19 protein-coding genes are annotated in these 22,610 nt (G+C 58.6%); 17 read left to right on the top strand and 2 right to left on the bottom strand.

Features of this window, described 5'->3' with window-relative positions; genetic code table 11:
* Positions 1-131 precede the first annotated feature (131 nt).
* Positions 132-1,748: an L-aspartate oxidase gene (gene nadB, locus COA55_RS16100; protein ID WP_063521053.1), complete on the bottom strand. Its 1,617-nt coding sequence runs from the start codon at positions 1,746-1,748 to the stop codon at positions 132-134.
* A gap of 272 nt (positions 1,749-2,020) precedes the next feature.
* On the opposite strand from nadB, the gene COA55_RS16095 reads away from it, so the two are divergent.
* The 13 genes from COA55_RS16095 (at position 2,021) to pdxJ (ending at position 14,135) form a co-directional block, all read left to right on the top strand.
* The gene (locus COA55_RS16095; RefSeq protein ID WP_290502976.1) at positions 2,021-3,229 is read left to right on the top strand and encodes a hypothetical protein; all 1,209 of its coding nucleotides are present in this window, start codon (positions 2,021-2,023) and stop codon (positions 3,227-3,229) included.
* Positions 3,230-3,572: 343 nt separating this feature from the next.
* Positions 3,573-4,157, top strand: coding sequence for an RNA polymerase sigma factor RpoE (gene rpoE, locus COA55_RS16090; protein WP_290502975.1), 585 nt, complete (start codon positions 3,573-3,575; stop codon positions 4,155-4,157).
* A gap of 4 nt (positions 4,158-4,161) precedes the next feature.
* On the top strand, positions 4,162-4,746 hold the full coding sequence (locus COA55_RS16085; protein WP_290502974.1) for a sigma-E factor negative regulatory protein: 585 nt from the start codon (positions 4,162-4,164) through the stop codon (positions 4,744-4,746).
* 3 nt (positions 4,747-4,749) lie between these two features.
* The gene (locus COA55_RS16080) at positions 4,750-5,730 is read left to right on the top strand and encodes a MucB/RseB C-terminal domain-containing protein (RefSeq protein ID WP_290502973.1); all 981 of its coding nucleotides are present in this window, start codon (positions 4,750-4,752) and stop codon (positions 5,728-5,730) included.
* A gap of 23 nt (positions 5,731-5,753) precedes the next feature.
* On the top strand, positions 5,754-6,203 hold the full coding sequence (locus COA55_RS16075; protein WP_290502972.1) for a SoxR reducing system RseC family protein: 450 nt from the start codon (positions 5,754-5,756) through the stop codon (positions 6,201-6,203).
* Positions 6,204-6,238: 35 nt separating this feature from the next.
* Positions 6,239-7,687: a DegQ family serine endoprotease gene (locus tag COA55_RS16070; protein ID WP_290502971.1), complete on the top strand. Its 1,449-nt coding sequence runs from the start codon at positions 6,239-6,241 to the stop codon at positions 7,685-7,687.
* Positions 7,688-7,915: 228 nt separating this feature from the next.
* Entirely contained in the window at positions 7,916-9,715 is a 1,800-nt protein-coding gene (gene lepA, locus COA55_RS16065; protein ID WP_063519214.1) for a translation elongation factor 4, read from the top strand.
* A 99-nt stretch (positions 9,716-9,814) separates the two neighbouring features.
* Positions 9,815-10,606: a signal peptidase I gene (lepB, locus tag COA55_RS16060; protein WP_290502970.1), complete on the top strand. Its 792-nt coding sequence runs from the start codon at positions 9,815-9,817 to the stop codon at positions 10,604-10,606.
* 34 nt (positions 10,607-10,640) lie between these two features.
* Positions 10,641-10,991 carry a DUF4845 domain-containing protein gene (locus tag COA55_RS16055; protein WP_290502969.1) on the top strand — a complete coding sequence of 117 codons (351 nt, stop codon included), beginning with the start codon at positions 10,641-10,643 and terminating at the stop codon, positions 10,989-10,991.
* Positions 10,988-11,674, top strand: a complete 687-nt coding sequence (gene rnc / locus COA55_RS16050) for a ribonuclease III (RefSeq protein WP_082872317.1) — start codon at positions 10,988-10,990, stop codon at positions 11,672-11,674. The genes COA55_RS16055 and rnc overlap by 4 nt, the downstream gene beginning before the upstream one ends.
* The gene (gene era, locus COA55_RS16045; RefSeq protein ID WP_063519210.1) at positions 11,667-12,599 is read left to right on the top strand and encodes a GTPase Era; all 933 of its coding nucleotides are present in this window, start codon (positions 11,667-11,669) and stop codon (positions 12,597-12,599) included. The genes rnc and era overlap by 8 nt, the downstream gene beginning before the upstream one ends.
* Positions 12,586-13,263 (top strand): DNA repair protein RecO, encoded by a 678-nt coding sequence (gene recO, locus COA55_RS16040; RefSeq protein ID WP_290502968.1) that lies wholly within the window; start codon positions 12,586-12,588, stop codon positions 13,261-13,263. The genes era and recO overlap by 14 nt, the downstream gene beginning before the upstream one ends.
* A gap of 146 nt (positions 13,264-13,409) precedes the next feature.
* Complete coding sequence (pdxJ, locus tag COA55_RS16035; protein WP_290502967.1) at positions 13,410-14,135, top strand: pyridoxine 5'-phosphate synthase; 726 nt, start codon at positions 13,410-13,412, stop codon at positions 14,133-14,135.
* Between the two features lie 31 nt (positions 14,136-14,166).
* Here the strand turns inward: pdxJ and COA55_RS16030 are convergent, their stop codons facing one another.
* A complete protein-coding gene (locus tag COA55_RS16030) occupies positions 14,167-16,872 on the bottom strand; it encodes a response regulator (protein WP_290502966.1) in 2,706 nt (901 codons plus the stop codon).
* 202 nt (positions 16,873-17,074) lie between these two features.
* Between COA55_RS16030 and cysM the strand changes: the two genes are divergently transcribed.
* The 4 genes from cysM (at position 17,075) to relA (ending at position 22,510) form a co-directional block, all read left to right on the top strand.
* The gene (cysM, locus tag COA55_RS16025) at positions 17,075-17,974 is read left to right on the top strand and encodes a cysteine synthase CysM (protein WP_290502965.1); all 900 of its coding nucleotides are present in this window, start codon (positions 17,075-17,077) and stop codon (positions 17,972-17,974) included.
* Positions 17,975-18,009: 35 nt separating this feature from the next.
* Positions 18,010-18,792: a 3'-5' exonuclease gene (locus tag COA55_RS16020; protein ID WP_290502964.1), complete on the top strand. Its 783-nt coding sequence runs from the start codon at positions 18,010-18,012 to the stop codon at positions 18,790-18,792.
* Between the two features lie 128 nt (positions 18,793-18,920).
* Positions 18,921-20,258, top strand: a complete 1,338-nt coding sequence (rlmD, locus tag COA55_RS16015; RefSeq protein WP_290502963.1) for a 23S rRNA (uracil(1939)-C(5))-methyltransferase RlmD — start codon at positions 18,921-18,923, stop codon at positions 20,256-20,258.
* 11 nt (positions 20,259-20,269) lie between these two features.
* Positions 20,270-22,510 (top strand): GTP diphosphokinase, encoded by a 2,241-nt coding sequence (gene relA, locus COA55_RS16010; protein WP_290502962.1) that lies wholly within the window; start codon positions 20,270-20,272, stop codon positions 22,508-22,510.
* The last annotated feature ends 100 nt before the right edge of the window (positions 22,511-22,610 follow it).

Here is a 22,610-nt window from a genome sequence, read left to right as displayed (position 1 = left end):
CCAATGTGCGTCGGCACATGGCACTGGGAGGAGTTTCCCCCAGTGCCTATGCTGCGACCGTTTAATCATTAGGTGTCTACTAAATCGGGGGCACTCCAATCGCGCCGCTGTCAACTGTCCACTATCAACTGTCAACTGATTAGCGGCGTCAGGATCGTGTCCCTGGTTTCTTCATTCACACCGGGGAAATCGCGCATAAAGTGCAGGCCGCGGCTTTCCTTGCGTTGCATGGCGGAGCGGATGATCAGCTCGGCGATCACCACCAGGTTGCGCAGCTCCAGCAGGTCGTTGCTGATGTGGTAGTTGCTGTAATACTCGGCGATCTCGCTCTTCAGCAGTTCGGCCCGGTGCAGGGCTCGCTCCAGTCTTTTTTCCGTTCGCACGATGCCCACGTAATCCCACATGAAGCGGCGCAGCTCGTCCCAGTTGTGGCTGATGACCACGTCCTCGTCTGAGTCGGTGACCTGGGACTCGTCCCATTCATTGTCGTCCCGGGGTGTGGGGATTTCATCCAGGTGTGCGCCGATATGGTCGGCGGCAGCTTTGCCGTAGACGAAACATTCCAGTAATGAGTTGCTGGCCATGCGGTTGGCGCCGTGCAGGCCGGTGAAGCTGGTTTCACCGATGGCGTAGAGGCCGGGTAGGTCGGTTTGCCCATGTTCGTTGATCATTACGCCGCCACAGGTGTAATGGGCGGCGGGGACCACGGGAATCGGGTCGCGGGTGATATCCAGCCCCAGCTGCAGGCACTTGGCGTATACGGTGGGGAAATGCTCGATGATGAAGTCCGCCGGCTTGTGGCTGATATCCAGGTACAGGCAGTCTGCCCCCAGCCGTTTCATCTCATGGTCAATGGCCCGGGCCACCACATCCCGGGGAGCAAGCTCACCGCGCTCATCAAAGCGGTTCATGAAGCGTTCGCCATTGGGCAGCAGCAGGTGTCCGCCTTCGCCGCGAATGGCTTCGGTGACCAGGAAGCTTTTTGCCTTGGGGTGATAGAGGCAGGTTGGGTGGAACTGCATGAATTCCATGTTGGCCACGCGGCAGCCGGCCCGCCAGGCCATGGCGATGCCATCGCCGGTGGCCACATCCGGGTTGGAGGTATACAGGTACACCTTGGAGGCGCCGCCGGTGGCCAGTACCACGGAGCGGGCCAGAATAACGTCGGTTTCCCCGGTCTGAATGTTGTGCACGTAGGCGCCGCAACAGCGTTTTTCTTTGCCTTGTTCCCCGTTGGGGGCGTCGTGTTCCTGCACGATCAGGTCCACGGCTACCCGGTGTTCAAAACGGGTCACGTTGTGTTTCTGGCAGACCTGTTCAATCAATGTGCCGGAAATGGCTTTGCCGGTGGCGTCGGCAGCATGAATGATACGCCGGTGGCTGTGGCCGCCTTCGCGGGTCAGGTGGTAGGGCAGCTTGCTGCCGTCACCACTGTCAAAGCGGGTGAAGTCCACGCCCAGATCAATCAGCCAGCGGATAGCGTCGGGACCGTTTTCCACGGTAAAGCGCACGGCATCATCGTGGCACAGGCCGGCGCCGGCCACATGGGTGTCGGCCACGTGGCTTTCCAGTGAGTCTTCCTGATCCAGCACCGCGGCCACGCCACCCTGGGCGTAGTAGGTGCTGGCACTGGTGAGCTCTCCCTTGGAGAGCAGGGCAACCTGACACTCATCCGGCAGGCGCAAGGCAGCGGTGAGGCCTGCAGCGCCGGAGCCGATAATGAGTACATCGTGTCGGTAGGTAGCCATGGAGAATCCTGTTGTGAAGAGCCCGGTTGGGTGGGATATGCGGTGGCCAGTATAGCGGTGAATCCGGTCCTGGCTAAATGACCAATGCTGATCCATCCCCCAAATGGGGGATGCAGTTTTGTGACAGTGTTGTTATTTTCCTGTGACTTGGGACAGCGCTGCTTTCATTGGGGGAAGTGGCGTACGGACAATCAGTATCGGGGAACACTATGAGAAGGGTACTAAAAGGGCTGGCAGCCAGCGCGATGGGTGTGAGCTTGTTAAGTGGCTGTATGTCTGCGAATTACTACACGGAGCAGGGTACACCCATCACGCAGGACACGATTGATCTTTTCAACACCAATCCGAATAATCCGATTATTCCCTACGCCAAGGGTAAGGCGACTTATAATGCCTACCCATGGGCCAGTGAAAGAATCCAGAGAGCCTTTGACGAGAAGCCAAGAAGCAGTGCCAATGATGAAATGGCGCGGGCGGCGGATTACTGGTTGCATGATGGTGATATGCCGCCGCTGGATATCACGGTAACGCGCCATCGCCCGAAGAATAGCGTGGGAACGGTTGCGACGGTGCTGGTGACGACGCTGGGCTGTACATTCAGTCTTTGTCTGGTTCCTGTGGTGTCACCGCAGCACTTCGATACGACCATCGAAATGCGCTCGGAAGGGGAGCTGGTGTATAGCGCCAACGCTCACTACCGCGGCACATTGTTCATGAGCTGGTTTCCGCTAGGGAAATTACGTGGCACCCAGAAAGTCACCGATGCGGCCTGGTATGCCTCGTTCTTCTCCCATGAAGAAAAGCTGACGCGAAGCATCGTTGCGGAAGAGCCGCTGTATGACTCGCTCAAGAAATCAAAGGATGTGGATAAGCTGGCCGCCGCGCTGGATAACCCGCAACTGAAATTCTATCGCCCGCTGGTGTCCACCCATTTGGCCGAGGTGCTGGCGGGGAAAAAACGTAATGAGCGCCTCAAGGCTTATGCGGCGATTGTCGGAAAGCACCCTGAATTCGCGGATGAGATTCACGGTAATGAACGGCTTTTATTTATCGGGCCGGCGGATTTACGGGTGATGGATGTGCTCAAGGAAACCTATCGCAAGCGTTCGGCACCGGCCATGGCAGCGAGTATCAAGGCTGCGGGCCAGCCCTATGCCTTGTTTACGCCTGAAGAATCCAGCTGGTTGACCAAAGAGGGGCTGCCTGCCGATGTGGTGGCTGCGATGATCGAGGCCAGTGAGCCGAAGGCGGCACCGGGGGGATCTGCGGGTTTGATGGCGGCCGCCGCCCCGGGCGGGCAGGTCGGGGCGCAACCGGTGGCCGGCAACACCCTGGAAGCTACGGCCACGGAATGTTCCAAGGCCTATGCGGCCAAGAAGGTCTGCGAAACCCTGCCCGGCGATCCCTTTGGCCTGCTGATGCGCGGCTGTATGGCCCAGGTGAAAAAGAAATTCGGCGGTTCTGGCTGCTCAATTTTCTAGTTCCCAGCGCTTTCAGTGCTCTCAGTGCCTTCATGACCTACCGCTCGCAGGGCCGCCTCTGGCTCCTGTGAGCGCCTTTCTTCTTCTGTGTTCTATCGAGAATGCGTCCGATTTCCATGTTCTCTCGGGAACCATTCGGGCATTTATGTGTCCGATTCTGTCCTATAATACGTTGAAACGCCTCGACTTCGCCGCCACAGAAATGTTCAAGCAATGTGAAAAGGTGGCGAAATCGTGCCCATGGTGTAGCCGCCGCCCGGGCAACTGCTACAATGGCGCGTTTTAGTGGGCCGTCATGCGGCCATGGTTACTTCACGCGTTTCGCGATAGATCCGGGGGATCGGTGTCAGACGAAGAGTTGGTCAAGAAAGCCAAAACCGGCGATCAGCGTGCCTTTGAGATGTTGGTGCGAAAGTATCAGCAGCGCCTTTTCGCGTTGATTAGTCGTTATGTGCGTGACCAGGACGAGGTCCAGGATGTTGCCCAGGAAGCCTTTATCAAGGCCTGGCGCGCGCTGCCCCGATTCCGTGGAGACAGCGCCTTTTATACCTGGCTTTACCGTATCGCGGTCAATACCGCCAAGAACCACCTGGTGTCGGCCGGCCGCCGGCCGCCGGGCTCTGACCTGGACGCTGCAGAAGCCGAACAGTACGCCGGTGCAGAAATGCTGCACGAGATTGGAACCCCGGAGTCCCTCGTGTTGTCAGAGGAACTGGAGGCGGTCATTCATGCAGCGATTAATGAGCTGCCTCAGGAGTTGAAGACGGCCGTGACCCTGCGTGAATTCGAGGGCCTCAGCTACGAGGACATTGCGGTCGTCATGGAATGCCCGGTGGGCACAGTTCGGTCCCGGATTTTCCGGGCCAGGGAAGCAATTGACACAGCTGTTCGCCCGCTATTGGGCTCACAGCGCGGCGATAAAGGGTGAGAGTATGAACAGGGATTTGGAAACGCTGTCCGCGTTCCTTGACGGTGAAACCAGCGAGCTGGAAACCCGTCGGGTAATGCGTGATATCGACGATAGCGAGCTGGAAACGCTGGCTCGCTGGCAGTTGGCCAGTGACGTTATGCATAGCCATGCCTCTATGGCGGTGCCGGCGGGCTTTAATGCCAGCCTGTCTGCTGCGCTGGCAGAAGAAACCTTGCCTGCTCGCCGCCCTGCATGGCTGGGCGGTATGGCGCGCCTGGCGGTAGCCGCGTCTGTGGCTGCGGCCACGGTGGTTGGCTGGCAGACCTGGGAAGGCAGCCAGGCGGTGAATGGGTCAGCAGCACCGGCTCTGGCCGCTGCGGCGCCGGATAACCGCATCAACCGTCCATTCGCTGAAACGTCCCTGGTGTCCCAGGCGTTCAAAACCAGCAATGTGACGGCGACCCCTGCTACTGCGGTGCCGGTCTCCCAGCCCCGTGTGAATAACATGCTGCTGCGTCATAGCGATTTCGCTGCGCGCCATAGCGGCCAGGGGATGATGCCCTTTGCCCGGCTGGTCAGCATGGACGCCCGTCACGGGGCCCGCTAACGGATGATGCTTCGAGCTCTTGCCTTCTCTCTGACTCTCTGCTCGCCGATGGTGGCGCTGTCTGAAGTGGCGCTGGCGAATACCTCGCCAGCGCAGGACCAGCTCCAGTCCATGGCGCAGGCCAATCGCTCCCTCAATTACACCGGCCGTTTCCTTTATCAATTCGGTGCTGAAGTCAGCACTATGGAAGTGAGCCATGCGGTGATTGGTGGCCGTGAGTTCCAGCGGTTGACCCACCTGGATGGCCGGCTGGTAGAGGTGTTGCGCCGGGGTGATGAGGTGGTGTGCCTGCATCCAAACGGCACCCTGACTCGGATTAATCGCAAGCAGGCCGGCCCGCTGGGGCTGGGTGAGCGTATCGCTCACGATGTGCCCGAACAGTACAATATTCTGGTGGATGGCGATGGCCGTGTTGCTGGTCGTGCGGCTACGCGCATGCGTGTGGCGCCGCTGGATACCCATCGCTACGGCTACCGCCTGTGGCTGGATAATGAGAGTAATCTGCTGCTTAAATCGGAAGTGGTTGATGGCAGTGGTGTGGCTCTGGAGCGGGTGGAATTTGTTACCTTGACCTTGGCCGCGCCGCTTACCGAGCAGGATTTTTCCATCCCTGAAACCGTGAAAGAAAGCGATCTGACGCAACTGGCGGATTCTCACCCGTCTCACCAGTTGTCGGTGGAAGCGCAATGGATGCCAGCGGGTTTTACCTCTGTGGATCAGGATTGGCGACAGGGCGGTTCCGACCGCGAGCCCGTGGCCGCACAGGGTTACAGTGATGGGTTGGCGGCGTTTACCGTGTTTGTGGAAGCGGTGGGAGACAGCACCGTGGAAGAGGGTGTAAGCCGCGTTGGCCCCACGGTAGCGGTTAGCCGCAGACTCACCGCCCCTAGCGGTGCCTACCTGGTGACGCTGGTGGGTGAGGTGCCGCAAAACACCGCAGAGCGTGTGATTGAAGGCATCAGCGTGCGAGACAGCCAGCCCTGATGTTACAGGAGCAGGGAGTCGTCGTGGCGGTAGAGCCCGGGGCTATCTGGGTAGAAACCGTGCGTGCGTCCACCTGTGGTGCCTGCAAGGCGAAAGCTGGCTGCGGGCATCACCTCATCAATGAACAGCAGTCCGGGCAGCGCGCCCGTCTGCGGGTTCCTTCTCAAGATTCTCACCAGGTTGGCGATACCGTCAATGTGGCGTTGCCCGAGGGCGCGCTGATGCGTGGTGCGCTGTGGGTATATGGGCTACCGCTGGTATTGTTGTTTACTGGTGCCTTGCTGGGCTCGGCTCTTCCCATCGAAACCGTTGATGCATCTGCCTTGCTGGGTATGGCGGGTTTGTTTCTCGGTTTTGCGGTCAATCGTGTCATGAGCCGCCGCGCGGGGCATACTCTGGCTTATCAGCCACGCCTGATGCCATCCGGGGACGATAGTTGTCAGGCCGTGGTGATTAAGCCCGCATCGCAATAAAAGGCCGCGAAAAGGCCTGATAAAAGGAGACTTCAATGCGACGAGGATATCGTTTCGCAGCAGTGTGGCTTGTAATCCTGAGTGCCGTACTGGCGGCATGCTCCGACCCTTCTTCTGAACCTTCAGCCCAGCGCGGTGAGCCTTTGGTGACCGGTCTGCCTGATTTCACTCGCCTGGTCGAGAAGGAAGGCCCGGCGGTGGTGAATATCAGCACCGTGACGCACCGGGATGAGTCCTCTGCCGCAGATCAGCTCAAGCAGCTGCCTGAATTTTTCCAGCATTTTTTCGAACAGTTCGGTGGTGAAGGTGAAATACCGTCGTTGCCGGAGCAGGAAGATACCCGCTCATTAGGCTCCGGTTTTATCATTTCCGCAGATGGTTACGTGCTGACCAATAACCATGTGGTGGCGGAAGCCGACGAGATCATGGTGCGCCTGCAGGATCGCCGTGAGCTGCCCGCCGAGTTGGTGGGGGCTGATGAACAGAGTGATCTGGCGTTGCTGAAAGTGGATGCCGGTGATCTGCCCGTGGTGGATATCGGCTCCTCTGCCGACCTGAAAGTGGGTGAATGGGTGCTGGCCATCGGTGCGCCATTCGGGTTTGACAGCAGTGTGACGGCCGGGATTGTCAGCGCCAAAGGGCGCAGTCTGCCCAGCGACAGCTATGTGCCTTTCATCCAGACTGATGTGGCGATCAATCCGGGTAACAGCGGTGGCCCGTTGTTCAATCTTAGCGGTGAAGTGGTCGGGATTAACTCACAGATTTTCAGCCGTTCCGGCGGTTATATGGGCGTGAGCTTTGCCATTCCTGTGGATATGGCCATGGATGTGGTCAGCCAGCTCAAGGATGGCGGCAAGGTCAGCCGGGGCTGGCTGGGTGTGCTGATTCAGGAAGTGGACCGGGATCTGGCCGAATCCTTTGGGCTGGATTCGCCCCGTGGTGCCCTGGTTTCCCAGGTGCTGGCGGGCTCTCCGGCCGAGGCGGCCGGGGTGGAGCCGGGTGATGTGATTACCCGTTTCAACGATGAAACCATCTATCGCTCGTCGGAGCTGCCACGCTGGGTTGGCCTGGTGAAGCCGGAATCGGATGTGGACATGGTGGTGGTCCGCGATGGTGAGGAAAAGACCTTGTCGGTAACCATCGGGCTGCTGCCGGATAATCCGGAAATGGCCTTGAGCGGTGGCGCCCAGGATAACGAGACCGCCCCCGGTGTGAAGCTCGGTCTGACCGTGCGTGAAGCGTCTGCATCAGAATTGAGCCGCCTGGACCTGAAAGCGGGGGTTGTGGTTACTCAGGTTACGGATGGTCCGGCCCGCCAGGCGGGGATCCAGGTCGGCGATATTCTGGTGACTCTGCACAGCTCACCGATCAATAGCGCTGCGGATCTGGCCGATGTGGCGGCGGATCTGCCGGAAGAAGGCACCGTGGCGGCGCTGGTCAACCGTGATGGCACCCCCCGCTTTCTGGCGCTGAAGCTGCCATAGCCCCGTTTTTGGGGTGCCCGGCGTGGTTTTTCGGCGCACCGGACGGTGCGCCGTGCAACTCCCCCCCGATATCCGCTAGAATCGCGGCCCATTGTTTGTCGTTTTGAGTATCACGGTGTGTTGTCCGGCGCAGGGTCGGGCAGCAGGACGGCCCTTTCTGTCCCCCGGGTTTGAGAATGCGGGGCGGGGAAGGCTGGTGCGGCAACGACCTTTTGTTCAACAGGCCTTATGACTGACATCAAGAATATTCGCAACTTTTCCATCATCGCCCATATTGACCATGGCAAATCCACGTTGGCAGACCGCTTTATCCAGGTTTGCGGCGGCCTTAGTGATCGTGAGCTGAAGTCTCAGGTGCTGGATTCCATGGAGCTGGAGCGGGAAAGGGGCATTACCATCAAGGCCCAGAGCGTGACCTTGTACTACACGGCCCGTGATGGCGAAACCTACCAGTTGAATTTTATTGATACGCCGGGTCACGTGGATTTTTCCTACGAGGTGTCCCGTTCCCTGTCGGCCTGTGAGGGGGCGCTGCTGGTGGTGGACGCTGCCCAGGGCGTGGAAGCTCAGTCCGTGGCAAACTGTTACACCGCCATTGAGCAGGATCTGGAAGTGCTGCCGGTTCTGAACAAGATCGACCTGCCCCAGGCCGAGCCGGAAATGGTGATCAACGAGATCGAGGAAATCATCGGCCTGGATGCCCATGATGCCTGCCGGGTGTCTGCCAAGACTGGCGTCGGCGTGGATGATCTGCTGGAGCAATTGGTTGAGCGCATTCCTCCCCCGGAAGGCGAGCGCGACTCGGACCTGCAGGCCCTGATTATCGACTCCTGGTTCGATAATTACATGGGCGTGATCTCGCTGGTGCGGGTCAAAGAAGGCTGCCTGAAAAAAGGTGACAAGATTCTGGTGAAATCCACCGGCCAGACCCATGTGGTCGACAGCCTGGGGATCTTCACTCCCAAACGCACCGAGACTAAATTGCTGGAAGCCGGCGAAGTGGGCTGGGTGAGCGGCAGCATCAAGGATATTCACGGGGCTCCGGTGGGCGACACCCTGACCCTGGCGAAAACCCCCAATGTGCCGGCCTTGCCGGGCTTCAAGAACGTCAAGCCGCAGGTCTACGCGGGCATGTTCCCGGTAAGTGCGGATGACTATGAAGATTTCCGCGATGCGCTGGCCAAGCTGACCCTGAATGATGCCTCCCTGTTCTATGAACCGGAGACGTCCGACGCATTGGGCTTTGGTTTCCGGGTGGGCTTCCTGGGCATGCTGCACATGGAAATCATCCAGGAGCGACTGGAACGTGAATACGACCTGGATTTGATTACCACGGCCCCCACCGTGGTCTACGAGCTGGCGCTGGTTTCTGGCGACATCTTGCACGTGGATAATCCGTCCAAGTTGCCTGAAGGCGGCAAGATCGAGGAGTTCCGTGAGCCTATTGCGCGGGTCAATATCCTGGTGCCACAGGAATTTGTGGGTAATGTGATCACCCTTTGCGTGGAACGTCGTGGCTCACAGATCAACATGCAGTACCTGGGCAAGCAGGTTGCCCTGACCTACGACATTCCCATGGCGGAAGTGGTGCTGGATTTCTTTGATCGCATCAAGTCCGTGAGCCGGGGCTTTGCCTCCATGGATTATGCCTTCGAGCGATTCGAAGCCACCAAGCTGGTGCGGGTCGATGTGCTGATTAACGGTGATAAAGTGGATGCGCTGGCGATGATCTGCCACCTGGACCAATCAGCCTACCGGGGCCGTGCCCTGTGTGAAAAAATGAAAGAGCTGGTGCCACGACAAATGTTTGATGTGGCCATTCAGGCGGCCATTGGCAGCAAGATCATTGCCCGCCAGACCGTGAAAGCCCTGCGCAAGAACGTGACCGCGAAATGTTATGGCGGTGATGTGTCTCGTAAAAAGAAGCTGCTGCAGAAGCAGAAAGAAGGCAAGAAGCGCATGAAACAGGTGGGGAATGTGGAAATCCCCCAGGAGGCCTTCCTCGCCGTGCTCAAGGTGGATGATTAATGAATACTCGCCGGATGCAAGACGCCAAAGGCCGGACGCAAAACCTCCAGTCATCCGGCGTCAGGCGCCAGGCGTCCAGCGTTATTTAGGAGATTTCTGTTGGATATTGATATCGGTTTTTGGTTGACCCTGGCGCTGGCTATTACTGTCGTTGTCTGGTTGATCGACAAGGTGCTGAAACTGAAGAGTAAAGGCGGCGCGGTGGGCAGTGTGGTGGAAACGTCCAACTCGCTGATTTCGGTATTCTTCGTGGTGCTGGTGATCCGCTCGTTTATTGTCGAGCCGTTCACTATTCCCTCCGGCTCCATGTTGCCGACGCTGCAGATAAATGACTTTATTCTGGTCAACAAGTTTGCTTATGGCCTGCGTTTGCCCGTTACCAACACCAAAATTATTGAAACCAGCGAGCCCGAGCGTGGCGATGTAATGGTATTCAAGTTTCCGGAAAACCGGCAGCAGAACTTCATCAAGCGTGTGGTGGGGTTGCCCGGTGACACTGTGCAGGTAAAGGACAATGTGTTGACGGTGAACGGGGAGATAATTGATCGGGATCTGGTCAATGAATGGGTTGGCCCGGGGGTATGGCGCAAGCAATACGTTGAACAGCTGGGTAACGCTACTCACCTGATCTGGCAGGAAGGCAAAACCAACCCCTATACCGGGCGCCAGCTGCCCCAGGCTCGCACCCAGGGAGAGTGGACCGTGCCGGAAGACGCCTACTTTGTGATGGGCGACAACCGTGATAACAGTAACGACAGCCGATTCTGGGGTATAGTCCCTGAGGGGCTGGTCGTGGGGGAAGCGTTCATGATCTGGATGCACTGGAAACCGGTTTTCTCTCTGCCCAGTTTTTCTCGTAATGGCGCCATTGATAAGGTGGAGGCAAACTAAAATGATGACAACAACGCCCTCACGGCAACGTGGGATGTCACTGATCAGCTGGGCAGTCGTGCTGATCGTTGTGGCTATTCTGGGGACGGCAGCATTCCGCATGGTTCCGGCCTATATGGAGCACAACACGATTGCGACAACCATCCGCTCATTACTGCAGGACAGTAAAACGGCTCTGATGTCTCCGGGTGAAATACGCGATGGGCTGAGCAAGCGATTTACCATCAACCAGGTCAATGTGATTCGCGTGGATGACCTGGCGATTGTCAAGGAAGGCGGGGTACTGACCGTTTCCACGGACTATGAAGTGCGCGAACCGATGTTTTACAACGTGAGCATCGTGATGACCTTCAAAGACGAGTTCAAGAAAGACGTTCGCCAGTGAATGGAGACCTTAACCGATTGATGGCCCGCCTGGGCTATCAGTTTCAGGATATATCCCTGCTTGAGTTGGCACTGACCCATCGCAGTGTCAGCCGCTACCGTAACTATGAGCGGCTGGAGTTCCTCGGTGATGCCCAGCTCGGGCAGATTATTTCCGTTGCCCTGTTTGAACAGTTTCCTGAAGCGGCCGAAGGCCAGCTGACTCGTATGAGGGCGTCTCTGGTGCGTGGTCAGACGTTGGCGCTGGTCGCACGGGAGTTGGGCCTGGGGGAATACCTGGTACTGGGTGGTGGCGAGCTGAAAAGCGGTGGTTTTCGTCGCGATTCCATTCTTGCGGATGCGCTGGAGTCGATAATTGGCGCCATGCTGCTGGATGGTGGTGAGCCCCGTTGCCGGGATGTGGTGTTGTCCTGGTTTGCGCCCCGCCTTGCAGCGGTTTCACCGCAAAGTGCCCAGAAGGATGCCAAGACCCGTTTGCAGGAATGGCTGCAGGCACGCAAATTTGAATTACCTACCTATGAAGTGACCCAGGTGGAAGGCCTGGCGCCGAAACAGACTTTCGATGTGCAGTGCTCACTGGATCAGGTGCAGCAAATATTTATTGCCCAGGGCGCGAGCCGCCGTAAGGCCGAGCAAGAGGCCGCAAGCCTGGCGCTTGAATGGCTGGAGCAGCAGTATGACTGATACCCCCTCTTCCCAGACTGACGATTCCCAGGCCACTCGTTGTGGCATGGTGTCCATCGTCGGGCGCCCCAATGTGGGTAAATCCACGTTGATGAACCACCTGATTGGCCAGAAAGTCAGTATTACTTCACGCAAGCCGCAGACCACCCGCCATCGGATTCACGGTATCCTCAGCCGTGATAACTATCAGATTGTGTTTGCCGATACCCCGGGTATTCACACCGGTCAGGAAAAAGCCCTGAACCGCGCCATGAATGAAGCTGCGGTATCCACCCTGTTCGGTGTAGATGTAATCTGCATGATGGTGGATGCCATGAAGTGGACGCCGGCGGACGAGCATGTGTTGTCCTTGTTGCCGGAAAAGGATCAGGTGCCGGTGCTGTTGATCATCAACAAGGTCGATAACGTGGATGACAAGGCTGCCTTGTTGCCGCACATCCAGGCCTTGAGTGAACGCTACCCCTTCGACGCGGTGATCCCGGTTTCTGCTTTGCGTGAACAAAACCTGGTAGAGCTGGAAAAGGCACTGGTTCAGCGCTTGCCGGAAGGGGAGTTCTGGTACGAGGAGGACCAGCTTACCGATCGCAGCCTGCGGTTTATGGTGGCGGAAATTATTCGTGAAAAAGTGGTACGCCAGCTCGGGCAGGAAGTCCCCCATCAGGTGAGTGTGGAAGTGGAGATGTGGGAAGACGGCCCCCGCGTCACCGAAATTTCTGCTGCTATTCTGGTGGAACGTCGTGGCCAGAAAAAAATTCTTATTGGCGACAAGGGTGAGCGTATCAAGCAGATCGGCATCCAGGCCCGTGAAGATATCGAGCGTTTGATCGAGCGCAAAGTAATGCTCAACCTGTGGGTGAAGATCAAGGCGGGCTGGTCCGATGATGCCCGCGCTTTGCGCTCCCTCGGCTACGATGAGCCTCGCTGAGACGTCACTGCAAGCCGCCTGGCTAATTCACCGGCGGCCTTTTCGTAATACCAGCCTGACGGTAGACCTGTTTCTTCCTGCACTTGGCCGAGTTGGTGCGGTGGTGCGTGGCGGTCGCAAAGATCCGTTACTGGCACCGTTTACTCCCTTGTGGGTAGCCCTGAAGCCCTCCGGTGAGATGTATTCCCTGCGGGCGTGCGAGCCACGGGGGAATCGACTTATGCTCACCGGCAAGGCTTTGTACTGCGGGTTTTACCTGAACGAACTATTGACGCGATTATTGCATCGGGACGACCCCAATCCATCGGTTTGGCCGTTATACGAGCAGGCCTTGTCCGATTTGCTGACGCAGACGCCCTTCGATATTACCCTGCGGCAATTCGAGTTGGCGGCGCTGGAGCAAATTGGTTACGGCATTGCCCTGGATCAGGATGTTCACGGGCACGGGCTGGATCCCGAGGCGTTATACCAGTTAAACCCTGAGCAGGGCCTGGCGAAGACAGAAACCGGGGCAGGTTATGCTGGCGTGGACTTGCTGGCCATTGCTCAGGGGGATTGGCATCCTGCCGCGCGCAAGGCAGCATTAAGTTTGTGTCGACAGTTGCTGGCTCCGCATCTGGGCAACCGGCCATTGAAAAGCCGGGAGCTGTTTCGGGAGAAATGAAAGCTAGAATCAAAATATCAGCTACGAGCTACGAGCTACGAGCTACGAGCTACGAGCTACGAGCTAGAAGCTAGAAGCTAGAAGCTAGAAGCTCAGGGGCCCCGTCTCTTCCGGCTGGCCCGTAAAATGCGTTTAAGGTGAGTCTTATGTCCAGAGTACTTCTTGGCGTCAACATCGATCATATCGCCACTCTTCGCCAAGCCCGTGGCACCCGATACCCCGAGCCGGTGCAGGCTGCATTGGTTGCGGAGCAGGCGGGGGCGGATGGTATTACTGTGCACCTGCGTGAAGACCGCCGGCATATCAACGACCGGGATGTGGAGCTGCTGGCGCAAACACTACAGACCCGTATGAATCTGGAAATGGCGGCCACTGAAGAAATGGTGGGCATTGCCTGCCGGATTAAACCGCCGCATTGCTGTCTGGTACCGGAAAAGCGTGAAGAGCTGACCACCGAAGGTGGACTGGATGTGGCAGGTAACAAGGCCTGGATTGCCCAGTGCTGCCAGCGACTGGGGCAGGCAGGCATTGAAGTGTCCTTGTTTATTGATGCGGATGAAGAACAGATTGCGGCGGCCCGGGAATGCGGCGCCCCGGCAATTGAAATTCATACCGGTGGATACGCCGATGCAGAAACGGTGGACGAACAGCAGCAGGAGCTGGCGCGCATCCGTTCCGGAGTGGCGTTTGCGCTGGAGCAGGGGTTGGTGGTCAATGCTGGCCATGGCCTGCACTATCACAACACCTTGCCGATTGCGGAAATCCCGGGTATCAACGAGCTGAATATTGGCCACAGCATTATCGCCCGGGCGGCGATTACCGGGCTGGATGAAGCCGTGCGCAGCATGCGGGCCTTGATCGACAAGGTTTAGGCCGGACTGGCTGTGCCCGGCCAAGTATGGGCTAACTCAGTGTCATGGCGTCACCCTGGTCTTGCCAGAGCTGTTCCAGAGCGCAGATCTCATCACACAGGGCAGAGACCAGTGGCCCAAGGTGGGTACGGTCGCTGCCGGTCTTCAATGCTTCTTCGAGTTGCCGGGCGCTTTGTTCCAGGCGGGGAGTGCCGCAGTAGCGGGTCGCACCGTGGAGTTTGTGCACCCGCTCCAGCAAGTCGTCGTTATCGTTCCGGTCGAAGGCGGCGGAGATAGCCGGGCGATCTATTTCCAGGCTATCAAGCAACATTTTCAGCATTTCGTCGGCAAGGTGGTCACGCCCCCCGGCGCGGCGACGGGCCAATGCAGGATCAAAGACCTGGTCACTGTTATCGTTGCTGTCAGGGCCATCCGGCAGCTCATCGGAGGTGCTTTCCAGCACCCATTTCTCCAGCGTATGGCGCAGTTGCCCTTCGGTGATCGGTTTACTCAGGTAGTCGTCCAGCCCGCGATCCAGCAGTTCCCGCCGCTCGCTTTCCAGCGCGTGGGCGGTTAGCGCGACAATGGGCGTATGGGTGCCATCCGGTTCGCTGTCGCGCATATGCTGGGTGGTTTCCTTGCCATCCATGCCGGGCATCTGGATGTCCATGAAGACCAGATCGAATGGCTGTTTGCGGAAGGCGTCAAGAGCGCGTTGACCGCTGTCGCAGGCGGTGACAGTGACCCCGAGTTCCTCCAGGAAGACCCGGGCCAGTTTCAGGTTGCCTGGGTGGTCGTCCACAAGCAGAACAGAAACCGGGCGCGGGAACGGCTGTGTGGCTGGTTGGCGACGGGGGGCGGTTGTGTCCTGGCCGCTTAATGCCAGCAGGGCGCTATGCAAGCGTTGGCGGGTAGCGGGCTTGCCTTGAACCTGGCAATGGGGGTAGTCCTCCAACCAGCGGGAAACATTTTCCGGGTTGTTGCACAGCACCAGCAGCGGAGTGCCAAGGGCGGCAAGGTCATCAAGAAGCTGTTGCAGGTCGATGCCCGGGGCCCGGCCGGGCAGGCCGATCACCAGAAAATCACTGTGCGACAGCCCCCCTTGATCCAGTGCCTCCATGAGATCGTTGAGGCTGTGCTGTTCATGGATGCGAAGCTGCAAATGGCTGAGCATGTGGTACAGGCCCAGCCGGCCGTATTCATCGCTTTCAATCAAGGTGACTGTGCGGCCTACCAGGGCATGGGGCTGTTGCAGGGCCGGCTGTTTAGGGTTTCGCTCGGTGCGCAGGGTGAACCAGAAGGTGGAGCCACGGCCCTCGCTGCTGTCGATACCAATCTCGCCGCCCATGCCTTCCACCAGGCGCTTGCTGATGGCGAGCCCCAGCCCGGTTCCGCCTTCCTGCCGGCGGGCACTCTGGTCGGCCTGGGTGAAGGCACTGAACAGGTCTTTCTGGGCTTCCGGATTCAAGCCCGGGCCGGTATCGGTGACGGTAATCTTGATGATCGCTTCTGCGCCCCGGTCTTCCTCCAGCATGGCACGCACTACCACGGAGCCCTGGTCGGTAAATTTGATGGCATTGCTGACCAAATTGGTCAGCACCTGGCGAATGCGCAGTGGGTCGCCCAACAACGCCACCGGGACATCGGAGTAGATAATGGCTGCCTGTTCCAGGTTTCGCTCCTGCGCCATGGGGGCAAGCAGGGTCTGCACGTCTTCGATCAGGTCATGGAGGTTGAGAGGGGTGTGATCCAGGGACAGTTTGCCTGCTTCGATTTTGGAGAAATCGAGCACGTCGTTGATGATTGCCAGCAGGGACTCTGCGCTCTTGTGAATAGTAGAGAGGTAATCCTCCTGGCGCGGGCTCAGGGGAGAGCGGTCCAACAGTTTGGTGAAGCCGAGAATGCCATTGAGCGGGGTGCGAATCTCATGGCTCATATTAGCCAGAAACTCGGATTTGATGTGGCTGGCTTTAAGGGCTTCCTTGCGTGCCATGTCCAGTTCGATGTTCTGGATCTCGATGGTTTCCAGAGTCTCGCGCAGATCCTGGGTGGCCTGATCCACGTTCTGCTGCAGCTCGGTCTGGGCGTCGGCCAGTGCCGCGACCATTTGCCGCAGGGCGGTTTCCAATTCTGATAGCTCACCTTTGGCCTGGGTGTGAATGGCCATGCTGAGATCGCCATCGCGGATGCGCTGAACCGCACTGACCATGTCGCTGATGGGTTGAGTCAGCTGGCGCGAAAAGCGCAGGGCGGGAATCATGGCGATCATGATCAGTGCCAGCATGACCAGAAACAGCGTGAGCAGGTTTTCCAGTGTGGAAAGGTATTGCCCTTGTTGGGAAAACTCCACGGTGAGTTGGGCGGGCAGCACCCCGCTGAGATCCCGATCCAGTTGCCAGCTGGTATCGGTGGTGACCCGGCCCTGTGCATCGGGTGGCGCGCCGTCAGGGGCGGGGCGTAGCCGTGGCCCGGCGTGCAGGGTTGGTCTGCCATCGTTGAATACCAGGCTGGCGGCGCGGACGTCCTGCTCCTCCAGTAACTGGCGTAACAGTTTCTGCTGTTTGCCCCGGCTGTCATGAGGCAGGGTTTCCAGTTGCGCGGCATAACTATCGGTGACCAGTTGCTGACGTTGCGCATTGGTCTCGCGGACATCCACAATCCGGTTGACCATGGAATAGCCACCAATGACCAGCGCCGCCAACAGGGCGGGCAGGGCGGCCATGAACATCAGGCGTGAGCGAAGGCTTTGGTTGACCATGAATCCCCGATTGCTGTTGTTTTCCCCATTATGCCTGAAGAGCCGCAACATGCAGCAGGCCTTAGACTTCATGCCATAGCGCAGGTGTAGATTGTGACTTCTTAAGCGGCGCAGCGCCCTTGGCCTGGGGTGGCTACGTCGTCCACCGCGTTGTTGCGTGGGGCATGCAGCGTGCTGCTATTTTTTAGGTACAATACGCGCCATGAATCATAAAACCATTGAACAGACCGTGGGTAATACGCCCCTTGTGCGTCTGCAGCGCATGCCAGGCAAGACCAGCAATACCATTCTGGTCAAGCTGGAGGGCAATAACCCGGCCGGCTCGGTAAAAGATCGCCCGGCATTGAACATGATCCTCAAGGCCGAGCAGCGCGGGCAGATACAGCCCGGTGATACCCTGATTGAAGCCACCAGTGGCAATACGGGCATCGCGCTGGCCATGGCCGCTGCCATGCGCGGTTACCGCATGAAGTTGATCATGCCCGCCAACCAGAGCCAGGAACGCCGTGATGCCATGGCCGCCTATGGCGCCGAGCTGATTTCGGTGAGCAAGGAAGAGGGCATGGAAGGTGCCCGCGACCTGGCCCAGGCCATGCAGGCCCGTGGCGAGGGCACGGTGCTGGATCAGTTCGCCAACCCGGATAACCCGCTGGCCCATTATGAAAGTACTGGCCCGGAAATCTGGCGCGATACGGATGGGGGCGTTACCCATTTCGTTAGTTCCATGGGCACCACCGGCACGATCATGGGGTGCAGCATGTATCTGAAGGAGCAGAACCCGGCTATCCAGATTGTCGGCCTGCAGCCCACCGACGGTGCCTCCATTCCCGGCATTCGTCGCTGGCCGAAGGAATACCTGCCCTCCATCTATGATGATGCCCGTGTAGACCGTGTCATGGATATGGATCAGGACCTGGCCGAGCGCACCATGCGCAGGTTGGCCCGCGAAGAAGGCATCAGCTGCGGTGTATCATCCGGCGGGGCCGTGGCTGGGGCGCTACGGTTGAGTGACGAGCTGGAAAATGCCGTGATCGTGGCGATTATCTGCGATCGGGGCGACCGCTATCTGTCTACCGGTGTGTTTAATGCCGTTGACAGTTGATAGTGGACAATTGACAGCGAAAACAGGGAGAGCATGTGAACGTATTGGTCTTTGATATCGAAACCATCCCCGATCTGGATGGCGGGCGCCGTATCTACGATCTGGATGGGCTTAGCGACAAGGACACTGCCAGCGCCTTGCTCAACCTGCGCCGTCAGGAGAATGGTACCGAGTTTCTGCGCCTGCACCTGCATCGTATTGTCGCCATTTCCGTGGTGCTACGTTCTGCGCAAGGGGTGAAAGTGTGGTCCCTGGGCGATGAGAACAGCACAGAGAAAGAGCTGATCGAGCGCTTCTACGATGGCATCGATCGCTTTACCCCGAACCTGGTGAGCTGGAACGGCGGCGGTTTCGATTTGCCGGTGCTGCACTATCGCGCGCTAAAGCATGGTGTGCCTGCCCACCGTTATTGGGAAACCGGCAATGAAGACTCCAGCTTCAAATGGAACAACTACCTGAGTCGCTACCATCAGCGTCACCTGGACCTGATGGACGTGCTGGCCATGTATAACGGCCGCGCCAATGCGCCGCTGGACCAGATCGCCACGCTGCTGGGCTTTCCCGGCAAGATGGGAATGAGCGGCGGCAAGGTCTTCGACGCTTTCCAGGATGGTGATCTCAAGGGGATTCGTGACTACTGCGAAACCGACGTGCTCAACACCTGGCTGGTGTATCTGCGTTTTCAGCTGATGCGTGGTGAGCTGGATGCCACCGGTTACGATCAGGAGCTGGCCTTGCTGCAGGACTACCTGAAAGGAGAAGGGCATCCGCACTTCCTGGCGTTCCTGGAGACCTGGCAGAAAGCATCGGCAAGCTGAGCCGATCCCGCAAGAGTGTCACAAATCTGACGCCAGCGGCCTGAAACGCTACAATCCGCACCACGTTGGCAGCCTGCGCCGCATGGCTGCCCATTCCCGGATTTACCCCCAGAGTATTGAGATCCTCCATGGCACGACGTCGCAAGCAGTTACCGGAAACCCCGGAGCCCGCCAGCATTGAAACCCTGAGCCACGATGGCCGGGGCATCGCCCGCCGCGATGGCAAGACGACCTTCATTGATAATGCACTGCCCGGTGAAGAGGTGATGTTCAAATTCACCTACATGCGCCGCAAGTTCGATGAAGGCAAAGCCGTGGAAATCGTGACCGCTTCCCCGGACCGGGTCACCCCGCCGTGCGAGCACAGCGCCCTGTGCGGTGGCTGCAGCCTGCAGCATATGAGCCCGGAGGTGCAGGTAGCGCGCAAGGAAGCGGTATTGCGCGAGCAGCTGCAGCATTTTGGTGGCCTGGAACCGGAGGAGTGGCTGGCGCCGCTGACCGGCCCGGTGACCGGGTACCGCAGCAAGGCCCGCCTGGGCGTGAAGTATGTGGAAGCCAAAGGCGAAACCCTGGTGGGCTTCCGGGAAAAGCGCAACAGTTTCATTGCCCAGCTACGCACTTGTGAAGTGCTGATCCCGGACGTGGGGCACCGCCTTTCTGAGCTGCGTACCCTGATGCATGGTCTGGAAAGCCGCAGCCGTATCCCGCAGATTGAACTGGCCGCCGGCGATGACGATGTGGCCCTGATTATCCGTCATCTGGATCCCTTGCCTGAGGCAGATCAACAGGCCCTGCTGGGCTTCTGCCAGAATCTGGGGTGGCACTGTTACCTGCAACCGGGTAACGAAAGTACCGTGCACCGTATCTGGCCAGAAGGTGGTGAGCAGCGCCTGTACTACAAACACCCGTCTGCAGGGGTTGAGCTGGCCTTCCATCCTACGGATTTCACCCAGGTAAACGCAGAAATTAACCGCAAAATGGTGCCGTTGGCACTGGACTTGCTGGACATCTCACCGGAGCACACGGTGCTGGACCTGTTCTGCGGCCTCGGGAATTTCACCATTCCTGCCGCCAAACGTGCCGGCAAGGTGGTGGGGGTGGAAGTCAGCCAGGCCATGGTGGAGCGTGGTTACGAGAATGCCCGCCGCAATGGCTTGGAAAACCTGGAGTTTCACGCCTGGGATCTCAGTCAGGACATTAGCGGCCAGGCGTGGGCCAGAGAGGCGTATGATCGTATCCTGATTGACCCGCCGCGCACCGGCGCACTGGAGATGGTGAAGCTGATGCCCCGGCTTGGTGCGTCAAAGATTGTTTATGTGTCATGCAACCCCGCCACATTGGCCCGTGATGCCGGGGAACTGATGGCGCTGGGCTACCGTCTTAAAGCGGCAGGAGTGATGGACATGTTCCCTCACACCACCCACGTTGAGTCCATCGCTGTATTCGAAAAAGCGAAGAAGAAGTAGCAGGTTCTGCCATGGTAACGGTACGGCGACAGCCCTCAGAAGGTTCCATCGTTCACTGGCGTGACTGGATCACGCAGTTGGAAAACCGCGCGCCTGTCCGCGACCGTGCCTTGCTGGAACAGGCCTGCGAACGCGCCGAGCAATGCCAGCTGGCTGGTGAGGCCGCAGGCCGGGTATGGCCTTACGGCAAAGGCTGCCTGGATATCGGCCTGGAAATGGGCGAAGTGCTGGTGGACCTGGGGGCTGACAGTGACATTCTTCCTGCCGCTGTTCTTTACCGGGCGGTGCGCGAAGGGCAGATCACGCTGCTGGACGTGGAGAAGGAATTCGGCCCGGATGTGGCCAACCTGATCGAAGGCGTGCTGCGCATGGCGGCGATCAGTACCTCGCTCAACCCCACCCGCAAGGCAGTGCTGGGCCAGCAGGATGGCCAGCTCGACAACATGCGCAAGATGCTGGTGGCCATGGTCGACGACGTGCGCGTCGCCCTGGTGAAGCTTGCCGAGCGGACGGTAATCATCCGTGCGGTCAAGGAGGCGGACCCGGAGCGCCAGAGCAAGGTGGCCCAGGAGATCTTCGATATTTACGCGCCGCTGGCACACCGGCTGGGTGTTGGTCAGTTGAAGTGGGAGCTGGAGGACTTGTCCTTCCGTTACCTGCAACCGGGTGCCTACAAGAAAATTGCCAAACTGCTGGATGAAAAGCGCCTGGCGCGTGAGCAGTACATCGAAAACGTGCTGGAGCAACTCCGCGGCTACCTGGAAAAGAACGGCATCGATGGCGCTGAAGTGAATGGGCGTGCCAAGCACATTTACAGCATCTGGCGGAAAATGCAGAAAAAACATCTGGACTTCGGCGAAGTCTATGACGTGCGCGCGGTACGTATAATGGTGCCGGAAGTGCGTGACTGTTACGCCGCCCTGGGGGTTGTGCATTCGCTGTGGCAGCACGTGCCCAAGGAATTCGACGATTACATCGCCAGCCCCAAGGGCAATGGTTACCAGAGCCTGCACACGGCTGTGGTCGGCCCGGAACGCAAGATGCTGGAAGTCCAGATTCGTACCTTCGATATGCATGAAGAGGCGGAGCTGGGTGTTTGCGCCCATTGGCGCTACAAAGAAGGCGCCAAGAAAGGCAAGAGCGGCGTTACCGACTACGAGCAGCGTATTACCTGGCTGCGTCAGGTGCTCGAATGGCACGAAGAGCTGGGTGACGATAGCCCGGATGCCATGGTGGACGAGCTGCGCCATGGTCTGGTCAGCGACCGGGTGTATGTTTTCACCCCGGAAGGCCATGTGGTGGACCTGGAATCCGGGGCCACGCCGGTGGATTTCGCCTATCACATCCATACCGAAGTGGGGCACCGCTGTCGGGGCGCCAAGGTGAACGGTCACATTGTGCCGTTGAACTACAGCCTGAATACCGGTGAGCAGGTCACCATTCTCACTACCAAGGAAGGTGGCCCCAGCCGTGACTGGCTGACCCCTTCACTGGGCTACGTGGCGACGTCATCCGCCCGGGCGCGGATCCAGCAATGGTTCAAGCGTCAGGACCGCGATGTGCATATCGTTCAGGGGCGCACCATCCTGGAAAAGGAAATGTCGCGGCTGGCGCTGGAAAAAGTGGATCTGGATGCTCTGGCGCCGCACCTCAACCTGAAAACCGGTGACGACGTATTGGCATCGCTGGGTGCAGGCGACCTGCGTCCGGGGCATGTGGTCAATCAGGTGCAGGCCCTGCAGCCGGACAATAACCAGCAGGAAATGGAGTTTGTCCCGGCCAAACCGAAAGCCTCCACCAGTGGTGATATCACCATCCATGGGGTAGGGAATTTGCTTACCCATATGGCGGGCTGTTGCCAGCCGGTGCCGGGCGATCAAGTCATGGGCTTTATTACCCAGGGGCGGGGCGTTACCGTTCACCGCGCTGACTGCGAAAAACTGCTGGCCATGCAGGGCGATGATCCTAACCGGGTGATCGAAGTGACCTGGGGCGAAGCCGACCGGATTACCTACCCGGTGGATGTGTTCCTGCGCGCCTGGGATCGCCAGGGGTTGCTCAAGGATGTGATTGCCGTGCTGGCCAATGAAAAGGTCAACGTGACCGCCGTGCACACCCAGTCCCACCAGGATGACAACACCGCCACCATGCTGCTCACCCTGGAAATCGCCACCCTGGGGAACCTGGGCAAGGTACTGGCCAAGATGGACCAGCTTAAAGGCGTGCTGGAAGTTCGGCGCTACAAGAAATAGCAAGGGTCTTAGGAAGCAAATCGCATGCTAATATGCATTTGCGCCTATGAATACAGGTAAAAACCGCTACTACAAATTTTCCAAGATCAGTGAGGCCCGA

The organism is Alcanivorax sp. (assembly GCF_002733835.1).
In the GTDB taxonomy this organism is placed as follows: domain Bacteria; phylum Pseudomonadota; class Gammaproteobacteria; order Pseudomonadales; family Alcanivoracaceae; genus Alcanivorax.
Note: the sequence above shows the minus strand (reverse complement) of the source record. Positions and strands in the feature narration are given on the sequence as shown.

What these genes read in the sequence shown, in the direction of transcription:
- era (WP_063519210.1), top strand. Translation starts at nt 11,667, where the DNA reads ATGACTGATACCCCCTCTTCCCAGACTGACGATTCCCAGGCCACTCGT.
- cysM (WP_290502965.1), top strand. Translation starts at nt 17,075, where the DNA reads ATGAATCATAAAACCATTGAACAGACCGTGGGTAATACGCCCCTTGTG.
- relA (WP_290502962.1), top strand. Translation starts at nt 20,270, where the DNA reads ATGGTAACGGTACGGCGACAGCCCTCAGAAGGTTCCATCGTTCACTGG.
- rlmD (WP_290502963.1), top strand. Translation starts at nt 18,921, where the DNA reads ATGGCACGACGTCGCAAGCAGTTACCGGAAACCCCGGAGCCCGCCAGC.
- pdxJ (WP_290502967.1), top strand. Translation starts at nt 13,410, where the DNA reads ATGTCCAGAGTACTTCTTGGCGTCAACATCGATCATATCGCCACTCTT.
- nadB (WP_063521053.1), bottom strand. Translation starts at nt 1,748, where the DNA reads ATGGCTACCTACCGACACGATGTACTCATTATCGGCTCCGGCGCTGCA.
- COA55_RS16055 (WP_290502969.1), top strand. Translation starts at nt 10,641, where the DNA reads ATGTCACTGATCAGCTGGGCAGTCGTGCTGATCGTTGTGGCTATTCTG.
- lepA (WP_063519214.1), top strand. Translation starts at nt 7,916, where the DNA reads ATGACTGACATCAAGAATATTCGCAACTTTTCCATCATCGCCCATATT.
- COA55_RS16070 (WP_290502971.1), top strand. Translation starts at nt 6,239, where the DNA reads ATGCGACGAGGATATCGTTTCGCAGCAGTGTGGCTTGTAATCCTGAGT.
- COA55_RS16080 (WP_290502973.1), top strand. Translation starts at nt 4,750, where the DNA reads ATGATGCTTCGAGCTCTTGCCTTCTCTCTGACTCTCTGCTCGCCGATG.
- COA55_RS16030 (WP_290502966.1), bottom strand. Translation starts at nt 16,872, where the DNA reads ATGGTCAACCAAAGCCTTCGCTCACGCCTGATGTTCATGGCCGCCCTG.
- recO (WP_290502968.1), top strand. Translation starts at nt 12,586, where the DNA reads ATGAGCCTCGCTGAGACGTCACTGCAAGCCGCCTGGCTAATTCACCGG.
- COA55_RS16085 (WP_290502974.1), top strand. Translation starts at nt 4,162, where the DNA reads ATGAACAGGGATTTGGAAACGCTGTCCGCGTTCCTTGACGGTGAAACC.
- COA55_RS16095 (WP_290502976.1), top strand. Translation starts at nt 2,021, where the DNA reads ATGTCTGCGAATTACTACACGGAGCAGGGTACACCCATCACGCAGGAC.